The following is a 21,746-nucleotide window of genomic DNA, read 5'->3' on the forward strand; positions in this document are numbered from 1 at the left end:
TAAACAGCGTTGATGACGTCGATGCGCGCTGGATGGCGTCGACGGTGTCGTATTCAGGAATAACGACGACACCCACAACGGCGCGCTGTTCCGAGTGGTTCCACGCACTGCACGAGTCAGTCGACATCCCGCCACTTCAGCCTGCTAGCGCGAGGAACAGGACCGGGACGGCTGGGAGTGCAGCCCAGGTTCGACCAAAACCTGCGGGTTTGCTGTCGATCGCCAGAGACTCTCCAATGCAGGGAGAAGATGAGCTCGTCACTCTAGAGGTGCTCACGGGCCCTACGGCAGTTATCCACAGGGGAGCGATACCCGCTACGGTCGAAGAGTCACAGCCGACCGGGGGAGTCACATGCTGGATGCACGCAGAGTCGCGGTATTCGTGTCGGCGAAAGCCGGCGCCGAACTCAGGGATCGCACAGGTGAGATCGTCAGCGCGAGTGTCGACAGCGGGTCCTCGCGCACGCGCATTCGCTACGCCAACTCGGCGAAGGAATTCGCGTACGGCACCGAGCGGGCCCGGCTCTGCCCGGCTGGACCACAACACGACGTTCGGACGGCGAGCGTTTACATTAACGGCCAGCATCGGGACAACGTGATCGACGTCGTCGAATTCGACACCCCATATGGGCCGCAACGTCGTGTCTTCTGGCGAGAAGCCGACGGCGAGGCGCACCACCTGTACCCGGCTGAGCAGGTGCTCGTCGTTCCGTCGATGCAATCGATAGCCGGCGCATCCGTGCTCGAGTACCTCACCGCGTCAGCCAAGATGCTCCCGCCCGACGGGAACAAGCCGGACCCGACGCAGCGGCTCTACGAGCGAGGCCTCAGCGCGCCCCACAACAGCGCCCTTGCCGCGTACCTGCGCGCCGCCGACGGGCAGCTCCCGCCCAGTCTCGCGGAAAATAGTGCACCAACCATCGCCCCGTTCCGCTCGAACCTCAGCCAGCGCGACGCCCTGCAGACGGCCCTGAAATCGCAGATCTCAATCATTGAAGGCCCGCCCGGAACCGGCAAAACCGAGACAATCCTCAACATCACCGCGAACCTCATCGCGCGCGGCGCCAGCGTGGCCATTGTCTCCTTCAGCAACGCCGCAGTCGACAACGTGCGTGAAAAGCTCGAACGCGAAGGGTTCGGGTTCATGGTCGCCACCCTCGGCAGCAAGGCCAAACTGCCCGCCTTCTTCGAGGGGCAGGATGCGCGTGAGCGCGCCCGAGCCGCGTTCGCTGCCGCACCCGCCGAGCGGGTGCCCGACGACCAAGTCCTCCACGACCTGCATACAAAGCTTGAAGGCCTGCAACGAGCGGAACGGGACCTCGCGCGCCTCGTGCTCGACGAGTCCGCTCTTCAGCTCGAGCAGCGCCACTTCCTGAAGCGCCTCGCGTCGTCCGACACCCCAGACCTCTCGCACCTCGCACTGCTGCGCCGCCCCGCGTCCCGTATCCTCAGCTACCTCGTCGCCACTAGTCGAGACCGCGAGAGCGACGGGGCGCTGCGGAAGCTCGCGCGCGGCATCCGCCGGTACTTCGAGTACGGCTCCACACGAGGCGTCGACCCGCGCGACACGGCGACCGTGCTCGAACTGCACCGCCACTACTACAAGCGGCGCCTCCACGAGTACGCCACCGAGCGTGCGGCCCTGCAACAGCAACTCGAACAGGACAACCTCGAGGGCCTCAAATCGCAGCTCCGACAGGCTTCACTTGCCAAATTCCGCGCCTCGCTGCGCGAACGCTACGCAAGCGAACCCAAGCGATTCTCTGGAGCCACCTACAAGGCGCAAATCCCACAGCTGCTCGCCGAATCCCCCGTCGTACTCAGCACATGCCATTCGCTGAAGAACAACCTCGGCGGGCACCTCGTCGACTACCTCATCGTCGACGAAGCCTCTCAGCTCAACCTGCTGCCAGCCGCATCCGCGCTCGCCTGCGCCCGTAACGTCATTGTTGTCGGCGACCAACGACAACTGCCACACATAGTCGCCCCCACACTCGAGCGGTCGCCGCTCACCGCACCCAACCCACACGTCGACGTCGTCAAGCACAGCCTGCTCACCTCGGTCGGCGCGCCGGCCGGAGCCTCAATCCCGCGCACGCTGCTCCGCGAGCACTACCGGTGTGACGCGCAGATCATCGGCTACTGCAACGCCAAGTTCTACGACGGCCAACTGCTGCCGTTCAAGACAAGCGATGCCGCCGCGCATCCGCTGCGTCTGTGGACCACACCGCCAGGCAATCACATGCGATCGCCCGGCGGTAAGGCTGGCACCAATCAGCGCGAAGTTGATGTGGTCCTCGGCGACGTCATACCGACGCACTTCGCAGCACACGATCGCGACAATATCGGAGTCACCACGCCTTTCCGCCTGCAGGCCCGAAAGTTCGAGGCAGCCGATGCCACCCTCGACGTCGACACCGTGCACAAATACCAGGGCCGCGAACGCGACGTGATCATCATGAGCACCGTGCTCGACCAGACGAAGGCGGGGGAGAAGAGGCTTCAGTTCGTAGACGACCCGAAGCTCATCAACGTCGCCGTCTCGCGCGCCAAGACGAACTTCGTGCTTGTCACTGAGAACGGCAAACTGCCCGCAAGCCGCCACCTCCGAGACCTCATCGGCTACATCGAATATCAGAACCCAGACGAGCCAAGCATCGAAAGTGGCATCGTCTCCGTTTTCGACCTCTTGTACACCGAGTACGCCGCAGTGCTGGAACCGTTGGCCGCGCGAGTGAACCGCTCGTCCGAGTTCCTCTCGGAAGACATCATCGGCGCCGTGCTCGCCGACCTTTTCGCCGAAGACGCCTACACCGACCTCCGTGCGGTGCGCGAAGTGCTCCTCGAGGATCTCGTGCAGGACCCGACACTTCTCACCGAGTCCGAACTTGGCTTCGTCTGCCGCAACGCGCGCGTCGACTTCGTCATCTCCAACCGGGTCACCCATCGTGTTGTGCTGGCCGTCGAAGTCGACGGATGGGCGTACCACGAGAACAACCCCGAACAGCTTGCGCGCGACAAGGTCAAGGATGCGATCCTCGCGAAGCAGGGCGTGCCCTGCGTGCGGCTCCGAACAACCGATAGCGGCGAGATAGCGAAGCTCCGTGCCGCGCTCGATGCGCAGAACGCGTCCCCCGCCCGTTCAACTGCGTGAAGCCCCGGCCGGCGGGTCGGCAGTGTCCCCACGCAGTTCCGTCATCATGCCGCGCCGTGCATTCCCGGCATACTGAAGTAATGCCCCACGACGCTTCCCCCGACCGCCGCTGGATGCAGAACGCGATCCGGATGCTCGAGGCCGACGCCAACCGGAGCGCCGACACGCACCTCCACGTCTTCCCGCTTCCGCTCGAGTGGGGCATCGACCTGTACCTCAAAGACGAGTCGGTGCACCCGACCGGCTCGCTCAAGCATCGCCTCGCGCGCTCCCTCATCCTCTATGCGATCGTCAATGGGCAAGTCGGGCCGCGCACCACGCTCGTCGAGGCGTCGAGCGGGTCGACCGCCGTGTCCGAGTCGTACTTCGCGCGGATGCTCGGGCTGCCGTTCGTCACCGTCGTGCCCCGCACCACAAGCCGCGAGAAGATCGAGCTCATCGAGTTCTACGGCGGGCGCTGCCACTTCGTCGACGAGCCCCTGCACGTGTACGCCGAGGCCGAGCGTCTCGCCGCTGAAGTAGACGGGCACTACCTTGACCAGTTCACCAACGCCGAACGCGCAACCGACTGGCGCGGCAACAACAACATCGCCAAGAGCGTCTACTCGCAGATGACCCTCGAACGCTTCCCCATCCCGAGCTGGATCGTCGTCAGCGCGGGCACCGGCGGTACCTCCGCCACCTTCGGCCGCTACGCCAGGTACTGCGGGCACGACACCCAGCTCGCCGTCGTCGACCCGGAAGGCTCTGCCTTCTACGAGGCCTGGAAGACCGGCGACCGCACCCACGCGACCGGGCGCGGCTCGAAGATCGAAGGCATCGGCCGCCCACGCGTCGAACCCTCCTTCATCGAGACCGTCATCGACGACATGATCCAGGTGCCAGATGCCGCATCCGTCGCCGCGATCCGCGTGCTGCGAGAGAGAACCCAGCACTGGGCGGGCGGGTCCACGGGCACCAACCTCGTCGGCGCCTTCCAGATCATCGCGCGGATGCTCGCCGCGGGGGAGCAGGGCAGCGTCGTCACGCTCATCTGCGACGGGGGAGCCCGCTACGCGAACACCTACTACGACGACGCCTGGGTCGCCGCGCAGGACTGGGATCTCGAGCCCCATCTCGAGCGGATGCACCAGTTCTTCGACACCGGCAAGTGGACCGACTGACCCATCCGGGAGTGGCCTGGCGCGCTCACGTGCGGTCGCATCTCGGCACGTCAGCGCTGCATCCAGCTTCAACGTCGGTGGAGTCCGCCACAATGAGCGCATGATCCTCACCCCGGCCCAGCTCGACCGCGCTCGAGGCGCCGTTCTCGCCTCCGCAGTCGGAGACGCCCTCGGCTCCCAATACGAGTTCGGCCCGTCGCTCTCCGACGAGACACCAGTCGGGTTCGGCGTCGGGGTCTTCGGGCACGGCATCGGCGAGTGGACCGACGACACCTCCATGGCGATCCCCATCCTCCGCGCCAACGCCGCAGGCGAGTCGCTGCTCGACCCAGCCGTGCTCACGCGAATCGTGGAAGCCTGGCGGGACTGGGCGGTCGACGCGAAAGACGTGGGCGCCCAGACCCGCACCGTGCTCTCATCCATCGAGGGCCCAGCAAGCGAGGCCAAGGCGCGCGACGCCGCGCTCGCACTCCACCGCAGCGCTGGGCGCAGCGGCGGCAACGGCGCGCTCATGCGCACCGGCCCACTTGCGCTCGCCTACCTCGCTGACGGCCAGGAAGAAGCGCTCGTCGAGGCGGCCACCCGCGTCACGCAACTCACCCACTGGGAAGACGACACTGCCGACGCCAGCGTGCTCTGGTGCCTGAGCATCCGCCACGCCATCCGCACCGGCGAACTCGATGTTCTCGGTCAGGTGGATGCGCTCCCCAGCGAGCGGCGAGACCGCTGGAGTGCACTCATCGAAGAGGCGCAAGCGACGGGGTCCCACCCGCGCGACTTCGCCGCGCAGAACGGCTGGGTCGTTCGAGCCTTCCAAGGTGCCCTCGCGGCGGTCGCCGGCGCGGCAACTCCGACGGACGCCCTCGAGCGGGCTGTGCACGGCGGCAACGACACGGATACCGTCGCGGCCATCGCCGGTGCGCTTGCCGGCGCGGTCTTCGGCGCCGATGCGCTTCCCGCTGGGCTCGTCGAACGCGTCTACGGCTGGCCGGAGCTCCGGGGTGACGACCTTGTGATCCTGGCCGACGCCGCCGTCGGCGGAGTGGACGCCAGCTAGCGGCCTTCGTCGAACCCCGGGGCGAGACTTTCTGGACAACAGTCCGAAACTTGCTAGGCTCGTCGGGTGCCAACGATCGCCACGCCCCGCTCGCCCGACCCGCGCCCCGCCCGCACGCAGGCCGCGATCGTCGCCGCCGTCGAGTGCCTCTCGGCTCGCGGTGACGAGGTCACGGTGCCCGCCATCGTCGCCGAAGCCGGCGTGAGCCGCTCGACCTTCTACGCGCAGTTCCGCGACCTCGACGCGCTCGCCGTGCGCATCCTCACCGAGGTGTTCACCGAGATCGAAGCCCTGGACCTGAGCCTCCGCGCCTCAGCGACCCCGATCGAAACGGCCCGGGCGACGACCTCGCAGCTCGTCGCCGAGTTCGCGAAGCGGCGCACCCTCTACGCGGGTGTGCTCGGGAGCCGCACGACCACGGAAGCGCACCGCGCCGTGCGCGCGGCGTTCGCCGAGCAGGCCCTCGGCACGATGCGGCTCACCGTTCCCGAGGGGCTCGACCCAAAGGTCGCCGCCGAGTACGTCGCCGGCGGCAGCCTCGCCGTGATCACCGCCTGGCTGCTCAGCGAGACCCCAGAACCCATCGAGCGCGTGCAGCAGCAGCTGCTCGCGCTCCTCCCCGCCTGGCTCATCAACGACGATAAGGAAACCCCCTCATGACCCGCACCTACGTAGTCACCGGCTCCGCCTCCGGCATCGGCAAGGTCACCGCCGAGAAGCTCCGCGCCGACGGGCACACCGTCATCGGCGTCGACCTCAAGGGCGCCGACATCAACGCCGACCTCACCACCGTCGAGGGGCGGGCGGAGCTCGTCGCCCGCGCCGAAAAGCTCAGCGGCGGCGTGGTCGATGGCGTGCTCGCGATCGCCGGCCTCGTCATCCCGGCCCCCGTCACCGTCGCCGTGAACCACTTCGGCGCCGTCGCCACGCTCGAGGGTCTCCGCCCGCTGCTCGCGAAGTCAGACGCGCCCCGCGCCGCCGTCGTCGCGTCCCTTGCAGCCCTCGAAGAGGTCGACCAGCAGCTGCTCGAGCTCATCGAGTCGGGCGACGAGGCCGGCGCGCTCGCCTACGCCGACTCGCTCGGCGCCACCGCCAACGCGACCGGCTCCTCGGTGCTCTACACGACCTCGAAGCAGTCGATCGCGCGCTGGGTGCGCAGGAACGCCCCGAGTGAAGAGTGGGCGAAGGCCGGAATCGCGCTCAACGCCGTGGCCCCCGGCGTCATCCTCACCCCCATGACCGCGGCCGCGCTCGAGACCGAGGAAGGCCGCGCGGCGATGGATGCGGGTGCCCCGGCACCCTACGGCGGCCCGGCCGCCGACCCCGTCCAGGTCGCGAACCTGCTCGCCTGGCTCACAAGTGAGGACAACGGCTACGTCACCGGTCAGGTCATCTTCATCGACGGGGGAGCGGAAGCGATCCGCCGACCCGAACAGGTGTAGGTCACAGCGTCCTCAACAGGGCGGGACTGACCGGCGGCGGAGCTGGCTTCGCGCGTCGGTCAACCGTCGCGGCGTCGTCGATGGCAGGCGGGCGTCAGACGACCTTCTTCACGACGCTCGACTTCAGTTGCATCTGCCCGAACCCCGGCACCTTCGCGTCGATGTCGTGGTCTCCGACGCCGTCCGTGATGAGGCGGATGCCGTTGACCTTCGTGCCCACCTTGACGGTTCCGCCGCCAGCGCCCTTGACCTTGAGGTCCTTCGCGATCGTGACGGAGTCGCCGTCGGTCAGCACGTTCCCGACCGCATCCTTGATCGTCGGGGGTGCATCGGAATCGTCGTCAGCGGCGACGCCGGCCGCCCACTCGTGACCGCACATCGGGCAGACGAGCAAGGCGCCCATCTCGTAGGCGAGGTCGCTCGCGCACTCGGGACACAGGGGAAGCTGATCAGGCATCGAAGCTGACCTCCAGGAAATCTCACGGAACTGAACTCCGCCAACGCTAGGGCACGCGTCGATGCTCGGGTGGCCGCGGCGTTCTGAGTGCCGACGAAGCGCGACGTGCCTACCGAGCATGCGTCGCGCGGCGTCGGTATTCTTGTGCGGATGGATGCGCCCCTTGAAGTTCGAATCGTCCTGTCAATCGTCATGGCCGGTGCTGGGCTCCTCGTCATGTGGATGGCCCAGGCCGCGGCCTCCGGCCAGCTGAAGCGGAACGACATCGCGGGCATCCGGACGCCAAGCACGATGTCGAGCGACGTCGCCTGGCTCGCGGCGCACGTGCGGTCGAAGCGCGCAACGATGACCGCAGGCATCCTGGCGCTGGTGAGTGGCCTGGTGGTGCTGATTCCGATGCCAGGGCCGGTCATGATCGCGGTTGTCATGGTCGGATGCGCGGCCCTGCTCGGCTTCGTCCTCTACGGCGCCCGCGTCGGCAGCCGAGCGGCGAAGGCGGTCGGGGAGAACCCGAAGGGGTCAGCTCGGTAGACGCACGACGGCAGTCGCGCGAACGACGGCGCGACGCCGCGCGACTCAGGCTGCCGGCACTGCCTTCGCCTCGACCTCAACGAACGTGAACTCCTCGTCACTGTCGTTCACGATGTTGTGGTGGCCGCCGGCCTCGCGGCTGTAGCTGACGCCGGCCGTGCACTCCATCGCAAGCGGATCGGCCGACTCGGTCTCCACCGTCAGCGTTCCCGTCGTCCGCGGCACGACCACGTACGGCATCGTGTGCGTGTGCCAGCCGGTCTCCGCGCCGGGCGCGAAGCGCCACTCGGTCACGCGGAACCGGTCGTCGTCGACCTGGACGGTGGGGGTGGCGTTGGGGCGGCTCATGCGACGACGCTAGCGGTCCCGCCTGCGGGGCACGCGCATCCGCCTAGTTCTGCTCCTCGGCCGGGTCTTCATCTTCCTGCTTCGTCTCCTCGGTGCGGTCGCGGAGCTTATCGGCCATCGCGGCGGCGCCTTCGCGCCCGTGCTCGCCCTCGACCTCTTCGATGATGCCGCGAAGGTTCTCGTCGCCCGTCGAGGAATCGTTCGAGTCGTCGGACGCGGGGGATACGTTCTGTGGGGTGCTCATGCCGCGACCGTACGCACCGAGGCTGGACGGCGGCACATCACCGCCCGACTGCCGGCGCCCGTCGGCTCGCGTTGCGCTCGCTCCTCCCCAACCCGAGCTTCTCGATCGCCCGCACCGCATCCCGCCCCGCCCTGTTCGCCCCGACGGTCGACTGCGACGGTCCGAACCCGATGAGGTGGATGCGCGGCTCGTCGGCCACCTGCGTGCCCCGCATCGTGATCCCGCCGCGGTCGTTGCGCAGCCCGAGCCCGTCGAGGTGCGTGAGGTCGGCCCGGAACCCGGTCGCCCACAGGATCGCGTCGACCGGCGTGAACGAGCCGTCGGCCTCGCGCACGCCCTCCGGCTCGATCGCCGTGAACATCGGCCGCCGCTCGAGCGCCCCGCGCTCCCGGGCGGCTATCGCGTACGGCGACCAGCCGAGGCCCGTGTACGAGACGACGCTGCTCGCGGGCTCGCCCGCCTCGACGTCGGCAGTCACCCGCGCGATCGTGTTCCTGCCCTCGACCTCTGGGTTGAAATCGTGCTCCAGGAACACCGGCTCGCGCCGCGTGTACCAGAATGCCTGCGCCCCGCGCGAGATCTCCTCGAGCTGTTGCACGGCCGAGATGCCGCCGCCCACGATCGCGACCCGCTGGCCCGCGAACTCCTCCGCTGACACGTAGTCGCGCGTGTGCAGCTGTCGCCCCTCGAACGACTCCTGGCCACGGATACTCGGGAGCAGCGGGTTGTTCCAGGTTCCGGTCGCGTTGATGATCGCGCTGGCACGCCATATGCCGGCGCCGTCTGTGCGCACCAGGAAGTCACCGCGCGGGTCCGAATCGGCGCGCGCCGCTTCAAGTACCCGCACCGGGCGGACGATGGGCAGCGGATGTGCCTCCTCGAACTCGGCGAAGTACCGCGGCACCGCATCCCGGCTCGACTCATCCTCGCTGCCTGGCGTGCGGGCGAACGTCGGCAGGTCGAAGATGCCGTTCACGGTCGCCATCGTGAGCGACTCCCAGCGGTGCTGCCACGCGCCACCAGGCCCGGGGTTCGCGTCCAGCATGACGAAGGTGCGGTCGGCGTCCGGCGCAGCAAGCGCGCTCACGAACCCCCGTCGCTTCAGGTGGAAGCCGGCCGAGAGGCCGGCCTGACCTGCGCCGATCACGACGACCGTCGCGAAGCGAACGGCGCCAGCCGTGATCTCGTCAGTCAAGATCTCGTCAGGCACGATCCGAACCGCCCTCCTCCTCGTCGAGCCCGAGGTGCCCGCGCAGCGCATCCGTCAGCGACTCGACCTGGGCCAGCTGCTCGGGGGAGAGGGCGTCGAGGAAGAGCTCCTGGATCGCCTTGAGGTGCGGCACCGAGCCGCGCCGGAAGGCCGTTGCGCCCTCGTCGGTGAGGCTCACAACCGATCCCCGCGTGTCTTCTGGGCACGGGTCGCGGCGCAACAGTCCGCGCTTCTCCATGCGGCCGAGCTGGTGCGAGAGGCGGCTGCGCTCCCAGCCGATCGACGACGCGAGCTCGGAAGAGCGCAACGAGCGACCTGGGGCCTCGCGCAGGGCGAGCAGCACACCGTAGTCACCCGTCGAAAGCGCCGACTCGCTCTGCATGCGGCTCGCCAAGCGGGAATTGAGCACGCTTGTGGTCTCGATGAACCCACGCCAGACACGCAGCTCCTCGGTGCTGATCTGGGTGCGGGGGCTGATCTGGGTGCGCTGCTGCTTGCTCATGGGTTTCTCCGCTCGCTTCTGCCTCCATCATGCCACGTAGTTGACATATCAACTACACCGATGCATGATTGACGCGTCAACTACTTGGGAATGTGATGAGCGTGAGGGAAGCGATGAGCGCAGTGGATGCAGCCCAGTTCGGATTCGAGATCGGCCTCAACTCGTTCGGCGACGTGCCGAACGTCAACGGGCGGCCTCTGTCGGACGCCGAGACCGTCCGCCTCCTCGTCGACGAGGCGCGCCTCGCCGAGAACGTGGGCCTCGACGTGTTCAGCATCGGCGAGCACTACCGCGAGGGCTTCGTCGACTCGGCCACCCCGGTGATCTTGGCCGGCATCGCGACCGCGACCGAGCGCATCCGCCTCGGGTCGGCCGTCACCGTGCTCAGCACCAACGACCCCGTGCGCCTGTACAACGAGTTCTCCACCCTCGACGCGCTCTCGAACGGGCGCGCGCAGATGGTCGTGGGGCGCGCATCCCAGACCCAGTCGTTCCCGCTGTTCGGCTACGACATCGCCGACTACGAGCAGCTCTTCGAGGAGAAGCTCGATCTCTTCATGAAGCTGCAGCGCAGTGAGTCGGTGACCTGGTCTGGCACCGTGCGCGCGCCGCTGATCGACCAGACGCTGCATCCGACCATGCGCCCGGGCGGTATCCCCACCTGGGTGGGTGTCGGCGGCAGCCCCGACTCGGTCGTGCGTGCTGCCCGCTACGGCCTGCCGCTCATGCTAGCCATCATCGGCGGCCAGCCAGAGCGCTTCGCCGGCCACGTCGACCTCTACTACAGGGCCCTCGAGCAGTTCGGGATGCCCGCCAACCGGGTCGGCCAGCACGCCCTTGGCCTCGTGGCCCAAACCGACGAGGACGCCGCCGAGATGTGGTGGGAGTCATGGAAGCCCATGGTCGAGACGATGGGCAAGGAGCGCGGCTTCTACCCGCCCACGAAGGACCGCTACCTCATGGAGCTCGAGACGGGCGCCCTGTTCGTCGGCTCGCCGGACACGGTCGCGAAGAAGATCGTGCGTATGGTCGAGGCGCTGCGCATCAGCCGTTTCGACCTCAAGTACGACGTCATCGGCCTGCCCACGGATGCACGCGCCCAGACCATCACCCTGCTCGGCACCGAGGTCGCGCCCCGAGTTCGTGCGCTGCTCGCGAAGGAGTCCATCAATGTCTAACGTTCAGCCCTCCGCGAGTCTGCCCTCCGCGAGTCTGCCGGCCGCGAGTCTGCCGGCCGGGAGTCTGCCCACGATCGGGATCCTCGGCGCAGGCAAGGTCGGCACTGTGCTGGCGCGCCTCCTCATCGGCAGCGGCTACCGCGTGCTCATCTCGGGCTCCGGCGCGCCGAGCAAGATCGACCTCATCATCGACGTGCTCGTGCCGGGCGCGACCACCGGCATAAGCGCCGAAGTCGCAGCGCAGGCTGACGTGGTCATCCTCGCCCTGCCGCTCGGGAAGGCCCTGCCGCTCGACGGGCGCGAGGCGATTCCCCGCGACGAACTCCGCGGCAAGCTCGTGATCGACGCCATGAACTTCTGGTGGGAGATCGACGGCGTGCGCGACGACCTCAACGACCCGTTCACGGCCAGCAGCGAGCTGGTGCAGGAACTGCTGCCCGACTCTCGCGTCGTCAAGGCGTTCAACCACATGGGCTACCACGACCTCGACGAAGGGCCCGTGCCCGCCGGTACACCGGGGCGGCGTGGCATCGGCATCGCGGGCGACGAGGACGCCGACCTGGCGAGCGCCGCCAAACTCGTGGATGCGGCAGGCTTCGACCCCGTGCTCGTCGGCACCCTGCACGATAGCGTTCTGCTGCAACCTGGCAGCGAGCTCTTCGGGGCCAACTTCTCGGCGGACGACGTGCGCGCGACCGCTGAGCGATTCCCCACGACCGAGCGCGGCCTTGAGCTCGAAGCGCTCCGCGCGACCCGGGGGAGCACGGTACCAGCCGCCTGACCGCGAGCCTGAGCCGCGCCAAGCTCCCGCACACCGCGCATCCACGTGCGGATGTTGGACTGCTGGTGTGGCGCAATCGCGTCGACCCGACGAAGCGAAGGAGACCGAATGGTATTCGAGAACATCGGCGACAAGGCAGCGCAGGCGGCGAACAGCGAGCAGGGCGAGCAGTTCACCGACCACGCGTTCGACGCGGCCGGGGACCACGCTGACACGGCGATCGGCAATCAGCACGACGAGCACATCCAGAAGATGCGCGACGGAGCCGACGCGGCAGTCGGCACCGAGTAGCGGCAGCGAGCAGCGCCCCACCGCGGCACAGCCGCAGACTTCGAAGGCCCGCCCAGGTGGCGGGCCTTCGGCGTGCCCGCAACGTGCCTGCACGCTTCCCGGATGCGCTCCTCGCCGGCCCGGTCATCCTCGCCGCGATCCTCTTCGTCGCCACCGCGTTTGTCGTGCGTGCCCGGCCGCCCGCAGTGAGCCCACCGGCTGGGCTCGCCTACACGGGCGTTACGCTCGCGGCCGGCATCGGCATCATCGCGGTGTTCGGGGTCTCGTCTCTCGAGACGCACCTCCTGATCTACACCCTGCTGCACTGCCGCGCTGCCGCCCGGCGCGGCAGTGCAGCTCGCCCAGCTCGCGCGTTCGCTCTCCGAAGATGGGGCCGGGCGCGCCCTCGGTGAATGAGTCACGGATCGTCCTACCGGATGCGCGTCTGCAGCTCCTGCGCATCCGTCACGCCGTCGTCGATGACCTTGCGGGCCGCGTCGCGCAGCGATTCGTCCTCGCCGACGTCCCAGAGCAGCACGCCGACCGGGGCGCCCGACTCGTCGCGGAAGTACACGACTCGGCTCTCCTCCGACTCGCCCGACTCCGGAAGTGCCTCGACGAGCACGTCGAACTCGGGGTCGATCGTGCCAATCGCTTCCCACCGCGTACCGAACACCATGGAATAGAAGTACGGCGTGTGCGAATACGGCTCGGTGGCCCCTGCCATCGACTGCCCCGCGGCCGTGCCCATCTCAGTCGCATTATCGACGTGTTCGACCCGCGTCTGGCCGAGCACCGGGTCGGGGTAGACGGCGATATCGCCAGCAGCCCAGATTGACGGGTCGACGCTGCGCAGCAGCTCGTCGACGACGACGCCACCCTCGTCGACAACAAGCCCCGCGTCCTCAGCCAGGTCGACCACGGCCTTCGCGCCCAGCCCGAACACGACGAAGTCCGCCTCCGTCTCGGCGCCATTGTCGAAGACCACCGTCACACCGTCCGGGGAAGTCGCGGGCGAGTTGGGCCCGCTCTCTGCGTCGGCACCCGCACCCGCACCCTGATCCGCATCCAATTCCGCCGTCTCATCGAACGGCGCCTTGACCTCGGCGCGTACCGCCTCCACGCGCCCCCCCGGCACCAGCCCGACGCCGTGCTCGACGAACAGGTCCTGGAATCGCTCCGCCAGCGAGGGCGGGAAGGTGGATGCGCCGAGCACCTCGTCGGGGAAGACGAGGTCGACCTCGACGTGGTTCTGCGCGAGGGCCGCTGCGATCTCGGTGCCGATGTAGCCACCGCCGACAACCACTGCGTGGGCGCCGTCCTCGCTCAGTTCGCGGAGCCTTCGGTAGTCACTCGCCGAGCGGAAGAAGAGGATGCGAGTGCTCTCGGGCACCTCGATCTCGACGGGCTTCGACCCGGTCGCGAGCAGGAGCTTGCCGTACGTCACCGTCTCGCCGCCGTCCGTCGTGACGGTCTTCGCTTCGCGGTCGATGCCCGTGACGAGGGTGCCGAGCGTGATCTCGGCACCCGTCGCCTCGCTCGTCCCAAGCGGCGTCTGGTCCCACGTGAACTCGGGGTCGACCCAGAGCTTCTTCGACAGTGCCGGCCGTGCGTAGGGTTCGTCGACGTCGGCGCTCAGGATGCCGATCGTGCTCGTCTTGTCCAGTTCCCGGATGCCGCGAGCCGCCGCATCCGCCACCATTCCGCCGCCAATGATCAGGTAGTCGTAAGCGCTCATGCCTCGAGGCTACGAACCCAGCTCGGGTGCCTCCTGAAAGGAGCGTCGGGTGCTCACCCGAGCACGGGCACGCGCACCGGTTCCGCGAGGTGTGTGCCGACGTGCTCGCCGAAGGCCTCGACGGTGTCGGCGACGGCCTCGTCGAAGCCCTTCGCCCACAGTTCGGCGTTGAACACCTCGACCTCGACGTCGCCCGTGTACCCGGCGTCGTTCACCCACTTCGTGAGCCGCGCGAAGTCGATGATGCCTGCGCCCGGCAGGTGTCGGCTCAGCAGCACGTCGGCTGGCAGGGGAGTGGCCCAGTCGCACACCTGGTACGAGGCGATGCGGCCGTCCCTGCCGGCACGCGCGATCTGCTCTTCGGCTTCCGGGTCCCACCAGACGTGGAACGAGTCGATGACCACGCCGACGGCCGGGCTGCCGACACGGTCGGCGAGGTCGAGCGCCTGCTTGAGCGTCGACAGCACGGCCCGGTCGGACGCGTACATCGGATGCAGCGGCTCGAGCACGAGCGTCACTCCGGCGGCCCGCGCCTCCGGTGCGAGCTCGGCGATGGCCTCTTCGAGGCGGCCTCGGGCCCCCGCCAGGTCGCGGCTGCCATCTGGGATGCCGCCCGCGACCATGATGAGCGACGCCGACGAACCGGCGGCGCCGGCGGCCGCGAGAGTCGCGGCTTCGTCGATGGCCCTGCGGTTGTCGTCGATCGCGGCACGGCGTTCAGGGCCCTCGGTCATCGTCACGAAACCGCCGCGGCAGTGGCTCGAGAACCGCAGCCCCGAGTCGGCGAGGATTCGCGCCGACTCGGCCAGCCCCACCTCTGCGACCGGCTCTCGCCAGAGCCCGATGCTCTGCACGCCCTGGCGGACGGTGGCGTCGACGGCCTCCCGCAGCGAGGCGTGCTTGATCGTCGCCTGGTTGATCGACAGGCGTGGGTTCGCGGTCATGCGTCGACTCCGTTCACGTGCAGCATCGAGTGCCAACGGTGGGCTGCGAGGTCAGGTCGCTCGAGGGCGCCGCATGCGTTCGCGAGCTCGACGATGCGGGAGAGGTGCGGGAGGCTGCGAGCCGCGTGCAGGCCGCCCACCATCTGGAACGCATCCTGGTGCCCATTGAGCCAGCTGAGGAACGCGACCCCCGTCTTGTAGTAGAACGTGGGCGCCGCGAACACCTGGCGCGACAGCTCCTGAGTGGGTTCGAGGATGCGCCGGAACTCGGCCGGGTCGCCGGCATCGAGCGCCTGCACGGCTGCGGATGCGTTGGGCGCGAGCACGCTGAACGCGCCGAGCAGTGCATCCGAATAGATGCCATCCGCGTCGTCCTCGATGAGCTCGACGTAGTTGAAGTCGTCGCCCGTGAACATCGTGACCCCCTCGGGGAGGCGGGCGCGCACGGCCCGCTCGGCGTCCGCGTCCAGCAGGCTCATCTTGATGCCGCTGACCTTGTCGGCGTGCTCCTCGATGAGGTCGATGACCAGGTCGGCAGCCTGCTGCCAGGCGTCCGCGCCGAAGTAACCGCGCAACGACGGGTCGAACGCGGTGCCGAGCCAGTGCAATACCGCTTTCGACGAGACCGCGCCGAGGACCGTGGTGTAGACGCGTCGGTAGTCGTCGGGCGACTGCGCAGCGCGAGCCAGATGGCGGCTTGCCATGATGACGGGCAGCGCACCCTGTGCCTCGGCGAACTCCAGCTCCTCGAGGTAGGCGCGCTCGATCTCGTCGAGCGTCAGCACCTCCTCTGCGCGGGAATCGGTGTTGACGCCGACAGCGATGCTGCCACCCGCGTCCTTCGCCGCGGCCGAGCTGCGTGCGATGAGCTCGCGCGTCGCTGCCGCGTCAAGGCCCATGTTGCGCTGGGCCGTGTCCATGGCGTCCGCGACGCCGAGCCCCCACGACCACAGCTGCCTGCGGTAGTCGAGCGTCGCATCCCAGTCGATGTCGGCGGTCGCGCCCGGCACATTCTCCGCCGTCGCGCGCGGGATGACGTGCGCCGCCGCGTACAGCTGACGGGAGCGGAGCCCGCCCGTCGGGCGCTGGAAGGCGGGAGGCTCGAGCAGCTCGATCAGAGATGAGTCACCTGCGGGGGAGAGGAGGGCGAGGCGAGTGCCGGTGGTGTTACGCGCTGCGGCGATGAGCTCGGTGGAGTTCACTTCGAACCTGCCTGCTCCGCCAGCGACACGCGGCGGCCCGAGGCGTTCGACTCGAGGGCTGCCTCCGCGAGCAGCATGCCCGCAGCTCCCGAGCGGAAGTCGTAGTCGTGCTTCCCGTCGTCGAGCACGTAGCGGAGGAACTCGATCCACTGCAGCTTGAAGCCGTTGTCGACGGCGTCGTTCTGGGGCACCTCGATCCAGTCGGCCGAGTAGTCGTGCTCGTCGCGCAGGTCGGGGTTCCAGGTGGGCTTCGGCGTGACGTTGCGGGGCTGGACCTTCGCGCCGAACAGGCCGACGACGGCGCTGCCGTGCGTGCCGTCGACGTGGATCTCGACGAGCTCGTCGCGGTTGACGCGGACGGTCCAGCTGGAGTTGAACTGCACGATCGGGCCATCCGCGAGGTCGAAGATCGCGTAGGCCGCGTCGTCGGCAGTCGCCGTATACCGCTTTCCCGCCTCGTCGACGCGCTCCGGGATGTGCGTGCGCGTCTCGGCGTAGACCGAGGAGATCTCGCCGAAGAGGTTCTCGATGACGTAGTTCCAGTGCGGGAACATGTCGACGACGATGCCGCCGCCGTCCTCGGCGCGGTAGTTCCAGCTCGGGCGTTGCGCCTGCTGCCAGTCGCCCTCGAAGACCCAGTAGCCGAACTCCCCGCGTACCGAGAGGATCTCTCCGAAGAAGCCGCTCTCGATGAGACGGCGCAGCTTGATCAGTCCCGGCAGGTAGAGCTTGTCGTGCACGACCCCGTTCTTGACCCCGGCGGCCTCGGCCTCTTCCGCGAGGGCCAGCGCATCCGCGTAGCTCTCGGCGGTGGGCTTCTCCGTGTAGATGGCCTTGCCTGCCGCGATGGCCTTTCGGATCGCCGGGACGCGCAGGCGCGTGATGAGCGCGTCGAAGTAGACGGGGAAGTCCTCGTCGGCGAGCGCCACGTCGAGGTCGGTCGTGTACTTCTCGATCTCGTGCTTCGCGGCGAGCTCGCGGAGGCGCTCCTCGTTGCGCGCCACCAGGTAGAGCTCGATCGGGCGGCGCGTGCCGTCGGAAAGCGGAATCCCACCTTCGTCGCGCAGGGCGAGCAACGAGCGAACGAGGTGCTGGCGGTAACCCATGCGCCCCGTCGCGCCGTTGACGATGATCCCGAGCTTGTCCGTGGTCATATCCATCCTCTCGTCTGCGCCTCGGCTTTGAGGCTTCGATCAGCGTATGGGAAAGCGCTTACCGAAACAAGCGTGAGAAAGAAACGGATGCGGTGGGCTGACCGGCTGTGTGCGGCCGATTCGGTCGCTGGGTCGGTCAGCTCCGCTGCGGGGTGCTCTCGCGAATGACGACGGCCGTGTTCACGGGGAGCACGACGGGGCCGTCCTTGCCGCGCTCGGCGAGGGCGAGGCGCACTGCGCGGTAACCCATGTCGCTCAGCGGCGCGACGACGGTCGTGAGCGGCGGGGTGACGTCGCGGACAAGAGCGATGTCGTCGAAGCCCGCGACCGACACATCGCGGCCTGGCTCCTTGCCGAGGTCCCTGAGCGCGGTGAGGACGCCGGTCGCCATGAGGTCGCTTGTCGCGAAGATCGTGTCGGTGGCCGGGAACCTGGAGAGGAGTGTGCGCAGCGCCTCGTAGCCGCCGTCCCGCGTGAACGCGGTCGAGATGACGGCGTCGTCCCGGACGCTGAGGCCCGACTCGGCGAGCCCCGCGCGGAACCCCTCGACTCGATCGCGGTTCGTGAGGAGGTCGAGGGGGCCAGTGATGACGCCGAATTCGCGACCGCCCTGATGGACGAGCTGGCGCGCGAGTTCCTGCGCGCCGTCGCGGTTGCGCAGCTCGACGACGTCGAACGGGGATGGTGCCTGGGCGACGAGGACAACTCGCCCGCCGGAGGCGTCGTACGCGATCAGGTGCTCCTCGAGGGCCGCCTGCTGGGGGTCGTCGAGTCTGCGGGACCCGGTAAGGATAATGGCGCGGGGCCGCTGCCCGCGGAGCGTGCGCACGATCTCCAGCTCGCTCGTGACGCTGCGCTCGGCGGCGGCGATGGTCACGATCAGGTTCGCTTCCTCGGCGCCGCGCATGACGCCGGCGGCGATGGCGCTGAAGTAGGGGTCGGCGATGTCGCTCACGACAACCGCGATGGTCGAGGATGCGCCCCTCGCGACGGCCTGCGCACTGAGGTTCGGCGAGTAGCCGAGTCGGTCGGCGGTCTCTTGGACGCGCTTCTTGATCTCCTCGTTCACACGCCTGCCCGCGCTGCCGTTGATGGCCCTCGAGGCGGTGGCGATCGAGACGCCAGCGGCTTTCGCGACCTCGCCGAGCGTGACGTGGTTTCCGTGTCGACTCACGTGGTTCCTCCCCTGCGCGCGGCCCGGCGTGCCACCCTGACGTTCCCGAGCCTAGCGGGAAACGTTTTCCAGAATTGTCCCGGGTCGGTAGGTTGGTGGCATGCAACGCCGCACCGTCATCGCACCCGATTCGTTCAAGGGCACCGCTTCGGCGGCCGAGGTCGCGGCGGCGATCAGGCGGGGGTGGCTGCGCGCCAGGCCCGACGACGATTGCGTCGAGGTGCCGATGGCCGACGGCGGCGAGGGTACAACCGCGGCGATTGCAGGATCCGTTCCCGGCGCTCGGGTTGTCGTCGTGCCCGTCGAGGGGCCGATTGGTGCCCCGGTGGATGCGGAGCTCGTGGAACTGCCGGACGGCACCTGGGTGGTCGAGCTCGCCGAGACCAGCGGAATCGCGCTCCTGGACGCTGTTGACCACGACTCGTGCTTCCGCGCCTCGACGGTTGGGCTCGGGCAGGCCATCCGCTACGCGGCGGAGCACGGCGCTCGGCGCGTGCTGGTCGGCTTGGGGAGCAGCGCATCCACGGATGGCGGCGCGGGGATGCTGACGGCGCTCGGCGTCCGGTTCCTGGACGCCAACGGCGCCGAGGTCCCGCTCGGCAACGGCGGACTGCACTCGTTGGAGAGTGTTGACCTCTCCGGGCTGGTTCCGCTTCCCGCCGACGGTTTCGTCGCGCTGACCGACGTCGTGAATCCGCTGTTCGGGGCGCTTGGTGCCGCTGCTGTCTTCGGCCCGCAGAAGGGTGCGTCACCCGAGGATGTTGTTGTGCTCGATGCCGGGCTGGCCCGCCTCACCCAGGTGCTCGAGAGGTCACCCGAGGCGAGCGGCGACGTGCTCGCCCTCGCCGCGGAAGCGGGTTCCGGCGCGGCGGGTGGCACGGGGTTCGGGTTGCTCGCCATCGGCGCGGAGATCTCCGCGGGTGCCGTGGCCGTCGCCGAGGCGGTCGGCCTGCGCGAACTCCTCCGCGGGGCGGACCTCGTCATCACGGGAGAGGGCAGTTTTGACGCGCAGTCTGAGGCAGGGAAGGTTCCGTCGCTCGTGCGCAAGCTCGCACTTGAGGAGGGGGCGCGGTTCGGCGTCATCGCGGGTCGGATCGGCCTCGGGAGCGAGGAGCGTCAGGCGCTCGCGGCGGGAGGGGTGAGCATCCTGTCGCTGTCCGAGCTCGCGGGGTCGGGGCAGCGTGCAATGGACGAGACGCTCGAATGGCTTGAGGTCGCGGGTGAGCGGATGGCGGCGGAGCTCGCCTAGCGGGCTCAGAAGTTCGCGCGCTTCGGCGCTTCGCAACTTCGCGACTTCGTGACTCAGATGTCGAGGCCACGCGCCGAGATCGCGCGCTCGACCTCGGCGACGATCCCGGGGTCGCGTGCCACGATGCGCACCTCGTCGGCGTGCGTGCCCGAGCGTGCGATGGTGTCGACCGCGGCGGCGATCGCGTCGTCGAGCGGCCACGCGTAGATGCCGGCGCTGACGAGCGGGAACGCGACCGAGGTGGCGTCGAGCTCATCGGCGATCTCCAGGGCACGCCGATAGCAGGATGTGAGGAGCGAGCGGTCGCGCTGCCCAGAGTCGTAGTCGGGCCCCACCGTGTGGATTACCCACCGGGCGACCAGCTCGCCGGCGGTCGTGTACCCGGCGTCTCCGGTCGCGAGCCCGTCGGGGAACCTCGCGATGCAGTCGCGCAGCACCGCGGGCCCACCCGCGCGGTGGATGGCGCCGTCGACGCCACCGCCCCCGCGCATGCCGTTGTTGGCCGCGTTCACGACCGCGTCCACGTTCTGCTCAGTGATGTCGCCGAGAACTGCCACGATGCGCGTCATGAAGGCAGTCTCTCGCAGCGGCGTCAACGGATCCGGTGAATGCGGCGCTGAGATCAACGACGGGCACGTCGGGTGCCCGCCGCGAAGTCCTCCAGGGCGTCGAGGATCGCCGAATGCTGCCACACCTTCCCTCGGCGCCTGCCGGTCTGCTCCGTGAGGACGCCGCGTTCCGTCAGCAGAGACAGCGCGCGATTCGCGGTCACGGCATCGACGGCGAGGGCACGCTGCACGAAGGCCGAATCGACGATCGGCTGACCGATCAGCAACGGCAGCAGTCGCAACCCGGTCGCCTGACGGCGCACGCCCGCGAGGAGCTCACGCGATTCGTCGAACGCCGAGCGCAGTGCATCCACGAGATCCCCACCAGCTGCTGCCGCGAACCTCGCAGCCCCCGCGAAGGTGCGCACGATCGGCTCGGCGTCCCCGGCCCTAAAAGCACCGAGGGCATCGAAATAGCGATCGAGGTCGGTCAGCAGCCCAGCGGAAAGCGGCACGGTGGTCTGCGAGGCGAAGCCGCTGGCGCGCAGCATGACCTGCACGAGGGCGCGGCCCGTTCGTCCGTTGCCATCGACGAACGGATGGATCGTCTCGAATTGCGCGTGCGCGACGGCGATCTGCAGCAAGGCGGGCAGGTCAACGCGGTTGGCGAACGTGAGCAGGTCGTCGAGCGCTGAAGGGACGAGCTCGGATTGGGGTGCCACGAAGTCGGCCTCCCGCGGGCCGGCGTTTCCCTTCCCTATCCAGACGAGTTCCCTGCGAAGCCCGCCGGCATGCTCCTCCATTCCGCGCTGGTGCGTGAGCAGCTCGCGGTGCATCGTCAGGATCGCGTCGACGGACAGGCGCTCCGTCAGGGCGACCGCCGCCTCCATTGCGCGGACGTTTCCGAGGACCGTCTGTGAATTCGGGGAGGCTCCGGCACCGATCTCTGCCAGCGCAAGCTGCTTCGCGCTCACCGTCAGGTTCTCGATCTGCGAACTGGATGCGCTCTCCGTGCGCAGCAGGATCGCCGACATCGGGCCGAGGGTGGCGTTCTCCATGCCAAGGGCGAGCGAGGCGTGTCGATCGAAGTCGCTTAAGGCTCGCGTTGCATCCTCGAGGTCGGCCCCGAGCTCGCTCGTGAGCGTGGGTGACCAGGCTGCGAGCTGTGCCGGTATTGCCGACGAGTACGTGCCTGTCTGTCGTCTCACCTCGGAACGGGAAAACAAGCGGGGGTCGGATGGGCGCCAACTGTGGAGTGCCGCGCCGACTGCTGACACGGCGATCCCCGGCACGGTCGCCGTGTCCTCCTGTGTCGCCATGTCTCCATGTTAGTAACACTTATGCCGAGAAGTGTTACTAAGGAACAATCATCCTGACATCATCGCCGACGCGCAGTGTCG

At 68.5% G+C, this 21,746-nt stretch carries 23 protein-coding genes; 11 read left to right on the forward strand and 12 right to left on the reverse strand.

Features of this window, described 5'->3' with window-relative positions; translation table 11 throughout:
- The first annotated feature begins 352 nt into the window (after window positions 1-352).
- The 5 genes from C5B85_RS04845 to C5B85_RS04865 all read left to right on the forward strand — a co-directional run bounded on the left by C5B85_RS04845 (window position 353) and on the right by C5B85_RS04865 (window position 6,816).
- Window positions 353-3,154 (forward strand): AAA domain-containing protein, encoded by a 2,802-nt coding sequence (locus C5B85_RS04845; RefSeq protein WP_104284917.1) that lies wholly within the window; start codon window positions 353-355, stop codon window positions 3,152-3,154.
- Between the two features lie 80 nt (window positions 3,155-3,234).
- On the forward strand, window positions 3,235-4,317 hold the full coding sequence (locus C5B85_RS04850) for a PLP-dependent cysteine synthase family protein (protein ID WP_219819336.1): 1,083 nt from the start codon (window positions 3,235-3,237) through the stop codon (window positions 4,315-4,317).
- A 100-nt stretch (window positions 4,318-4,417) separates the two neighbouring features.
- Window positions 4,418-5,374, forward strand: coding sequence for an ADP-ribosylglycohydrolase family protein (locus C5B85_RS04855; RefSeq protein ID WP_104284918.1), 957 nt, complete (start codon window positions 4,418-4,420; stop codon window positions 5,372-5,374).
- A gap of 66 nt (window positions 5,375-5,440) precedes the next feature.
- On the forward strand, window positions 5,441-6,034 hold the full coding sequence (locus C5B85_RS04860; RefSeq protein ID WP_104284919.1) for a TetR/AcrR family transcriptional regulator: 594 nt from the start codon (window positions 5,441-5,443) through the stop codon (window positions 6,032-6,034).
- Window positions 6,031-6,816 (forward strand): SDR family oxidoreductase, encoded by a 786-nt coding sequence (locus C5B85_RS04865; protein WP_104284920.1) that lies wholly within the window; start codon window positions 6,031-6,033, stop codon window positions 6,814-6,816. The genes C5B85_RS04860 and C5B85_RS04865 overlap by 4 nt, the downstream gene beginning before the upstream one ends.
- A gap of 94 nt (window positions 6,817-6,910) precedes the next feature.
- Here the strand turns inward: C5B85_RS04865 and C5B85_RS04870 are convergent, their stop codons facing one another.
- Complete coding sequence (locus tag C5B85_RS04870; RefSeq protein ID WP_104284921.1) at window positions 6,911-7,273, reverse strand: zinc ribbon domain-containing protein YjdM; 363 nt, start codon at window positions 7,271-7,273, stop codon at window positions 6,911-6,913.
- Window positions 7,274-7,378: 105 nt separating this feature from the next.
- Between C5B85_RS04870 and C5B85_RS04875 the strand changes: the two genes are divergently transcribed.
- Window positions 7,379-7,804, forward strand: coding sequence for an SdpI family protein (locus tag C5B85_RS04875; RefSeq protein WP_146077848.1), 426 nt, complete (start codon window positions 7,379-7,381; stop codon window positions 7,802-7,804).
- 45 nt (window positions 7,805-7,849) lie between these two features.
- Here C5B85_RS04875 and C5B85_RS04880 read toward each other — a convergent pair whose 3' ends face one another.
- The 4 genes from C5B85_RS04880 to C5B85_RS04895 are packed head-to-tail and all read right to left on the reverse strand — an operon-like array spanning window position 7,850 to window position 10,108.
- Window positions 7,850-8,152: a cupin domain-containing protein gene (locus C5B85_RS04880; protein ID WP_104284923.1), complete on the reverse strand. Its 303-nt coding sequence runs from the start codon at window positions 8,150-8,152 to the stop codon at window positions 7,850-7,852.
- A gap of 43 nt (window positions 8,153-8,195) precedes the next feature.
- Entirely contained in the window at window positions 8,196-8,396 is a 201-nt protein-coding gene (locus C5B85_RS04885; RefSeq protein WP_146077849.1) for a hypothetical protein, read from the reverse strand.
- A 37-nt stretch (window positions 8,397-8,433) separates the two neighbouring features.
- Complete coding sequence (locus C5B85_RS04890) at window positions 8,434-9,606, reverse strand: NAD(P)/FAD-dependent oxidoreductase (protein ID WP_258070592.1); 1,173 nt, start codon at window positions 9,604-9,606, stop codon at window positions 8,434-8,436.
- On the reverse strand, window positions 9,599-10,108 hold the full coding sequence (locus C5B85_RS04895) for a MarR family winged helix-turn-helix transcriptional regulator (RefSeq protein ID WP_104284926.1): 510 nt from the start codon (window positions 10,106-10,108) through the stop codon (window positions 9,599-9,601). The genes C5B85_RS04890 and C5B85_RS04895 overlap by 8 nt, the downstream gene beginning before the upstream one ends.
- Before the next feature lie 113 nt (window positions 10,109-10,221).
- Between C5B85_RS04895 and C5B85_RS04900 the strand changes: the two genes are divergently transcribed.
- The 4 genes from C5B85_RS04900 to C5B85_RS04915 all read left to right on the forward strand — a co-directional run bounded on the left by C5B85_RS04900 (window position 10,222) and on the right by C5B85_RS04915 (window position 12,750).
- Window positions 10,222-11,286, forward strand: coding sequence for an LLM class flavin-dependent oxidoreductase (locus tag C5B85_RS04900; RefSeq protein WP_104285146.1), 1,065 nt, complete (start codon window positions 10,222-10,224; stop codon window positions 11,284-11,286).
- The gene (locus C5B85_RS04905) at window positions 11,279-12,067 is read left to right on the forward strand and encodes an NADPH-dependent F420 reductase (RefSeq protein ID WP_104284927.1); all 789 of its coding nucleotides are present in this window, start codon (window positions 11,279-11,281) and stop codon (window positions 12,065-12,067) included. Before C5B85_RS04900 ends, C5B85_RS04905 begins: the two co-directional genes overlap by 8 nt.
- A gap of 108 nt (window positions 12,068-12,175) precedes the next feature.
- Window positions 12,176-12,358, forward strand: coding sequence for an antitoxin (locus C5B85_RS04910; protein WP_104240552.1), 183 nt, complete (start codon window positions 12,176-12,178; stop codon window positions 12,356-12,358).
- 83 nt (window positions 12,359-12,441) lie between these two features.
- Window positions 12,442-12,750, forward strand: a complete 309-nt coding sequence (locus tag C5B85_RS04915) for a hypothetical protein (protein WP_146077850.1) — start codon at window positions 12,442-12,444, stop codon at window positions 12,748-12,750.
- 17 nt (window positions 12,751-12,767) lie between these two features.
- On the opposite strand, the gene C5B85_RS04920 is transcribed toward C5B85_RS04915, so the two are convergent.
- The 5 genes from C5B85_RS04920 to C5B85_RS04940 form a co-directional block, all read right to left on the reverse strand.
- The gene (locus tag C5B85_RS04920; protein ID WP_104284929.1) at window positions 12,768-14,075 is read right to left on the reverse strand and encodes an NAD(P)/FAD-dependent oxidoreductase; all 1,308 of its coding nucleotides are present in this window, start codon (window positions 14,073-14,075) and stop codon (window positions 12,768-12,770) included.
- Window positions 14,076-14,128: 53 nt separating this feature from the next.
- Window positions 14,129-15,019 carry a sugar phosphate isomerase/epimerase gene (locus tag C5B85_RS04925; RefSeq protein ID WP_104284930.1) on the reverse strand — a complete coding sequence of 297 codons (891 nt, stop codon included), beginning with the start codon at window positions 15,017-15,019 and terminating at the stop codon, window positions 14,129-14,131.
- Complete coding sequence (locus C5B85_RS04930) at window positions 15,016-16,221, reverse strand: dihydrodipicolinate synthase family protein (RefSeq protein ID WP_258070593.1); 1,206 nt, start codon at window positions 16,219-16,221, stop codon at window positions 15,016-15,018. The genes C5B85_RS04925 and C5B85_RS04930 overlap by 4 nt, the downstream gene beginning before the upstream one ends.
- Window positions 16,218-17,375, reverse strand: a complete 1,158-nt coding sequence (locus C5B85_RS04935; protein ID WP_104284931.1) for a Gfo/Idh/MocA family protein — start codon at window positions 17,373-17,375, stop codon at window positions 16,218-16,220. The genes C5B85_RS04930 and C5B85_RS04935 overlap by 4 nt, the downstream gene beginning before the upstream one ends.
- 136 nt (window positions 17,376-17,511) lie before the next feature.
- Entirely contained in the window at window positions 17,512-18,549 is a 1,038-nt protein-coding gene (locus C5B85_RS04940) for a LacI family DNA-binding transcriptional regulator (RefSeq protein WP_104284932.1), read from the reverse strand.
- A gap of 100 nt (window positions 18,550-18,649) precedes the next feature.
- Here C5B85_RS04940 and C5B85_RS04945 point away from each other — a divergent pair, with 100 nt between their 5' ends.
- Window positions 18,650-19,798, forward strand: coding sequence for a glycerate kinase (locus C5B85_RS04945; protein WP_104284933.1), 1,149 nt, complete (start codon window positions 18,650-18,652; stop codon window positions 19,796-19,798).
- A gap of 53 nt (window positions 19,799-19,851) precedes the next feature.
- Here the strand turns inward: C5B85_RS04945 and C5B85_RS04950 are convergent, their stop codons facing one another.
- Both C5B85_RS04950 and C5B85_RS04955 read right to left on the reverse strand, forming a co-directional pair.
- Entirely contained in the window at window positions 19,852-20,367 is a 516-nt protein-coding gene (locus C5B85_RS04950) for a macro domain-containing protein (protein WP_104285148.1), read from the reverse strand.
- 53 nt (window positions 20,368-20,420) lie between these two features.
- Window positions 20,421-21,665 carry a Fic family protein gene (locus C5B85_RS04955; protein WP_104284934.1) on the reverse strand — a complete coding sequence of 415 codons (1,245 nt, stop codon included), beginning with the start codon at window positions 21,663-21,665 and terminating at the stop codon, window positions 20,421-20,423.
- Window positions 21,666-21,746 lie beyond the last annotated feature (81 nt).

The organism is Pseudoclavibacter sp. AY1F1, from assembly GCF_002931075.1.
Lineage (GTDB): Bacteria > Actinomycetota > Actinomycetes > Actinomycetales > Microbacteriaceae > Pseudoclavibacter.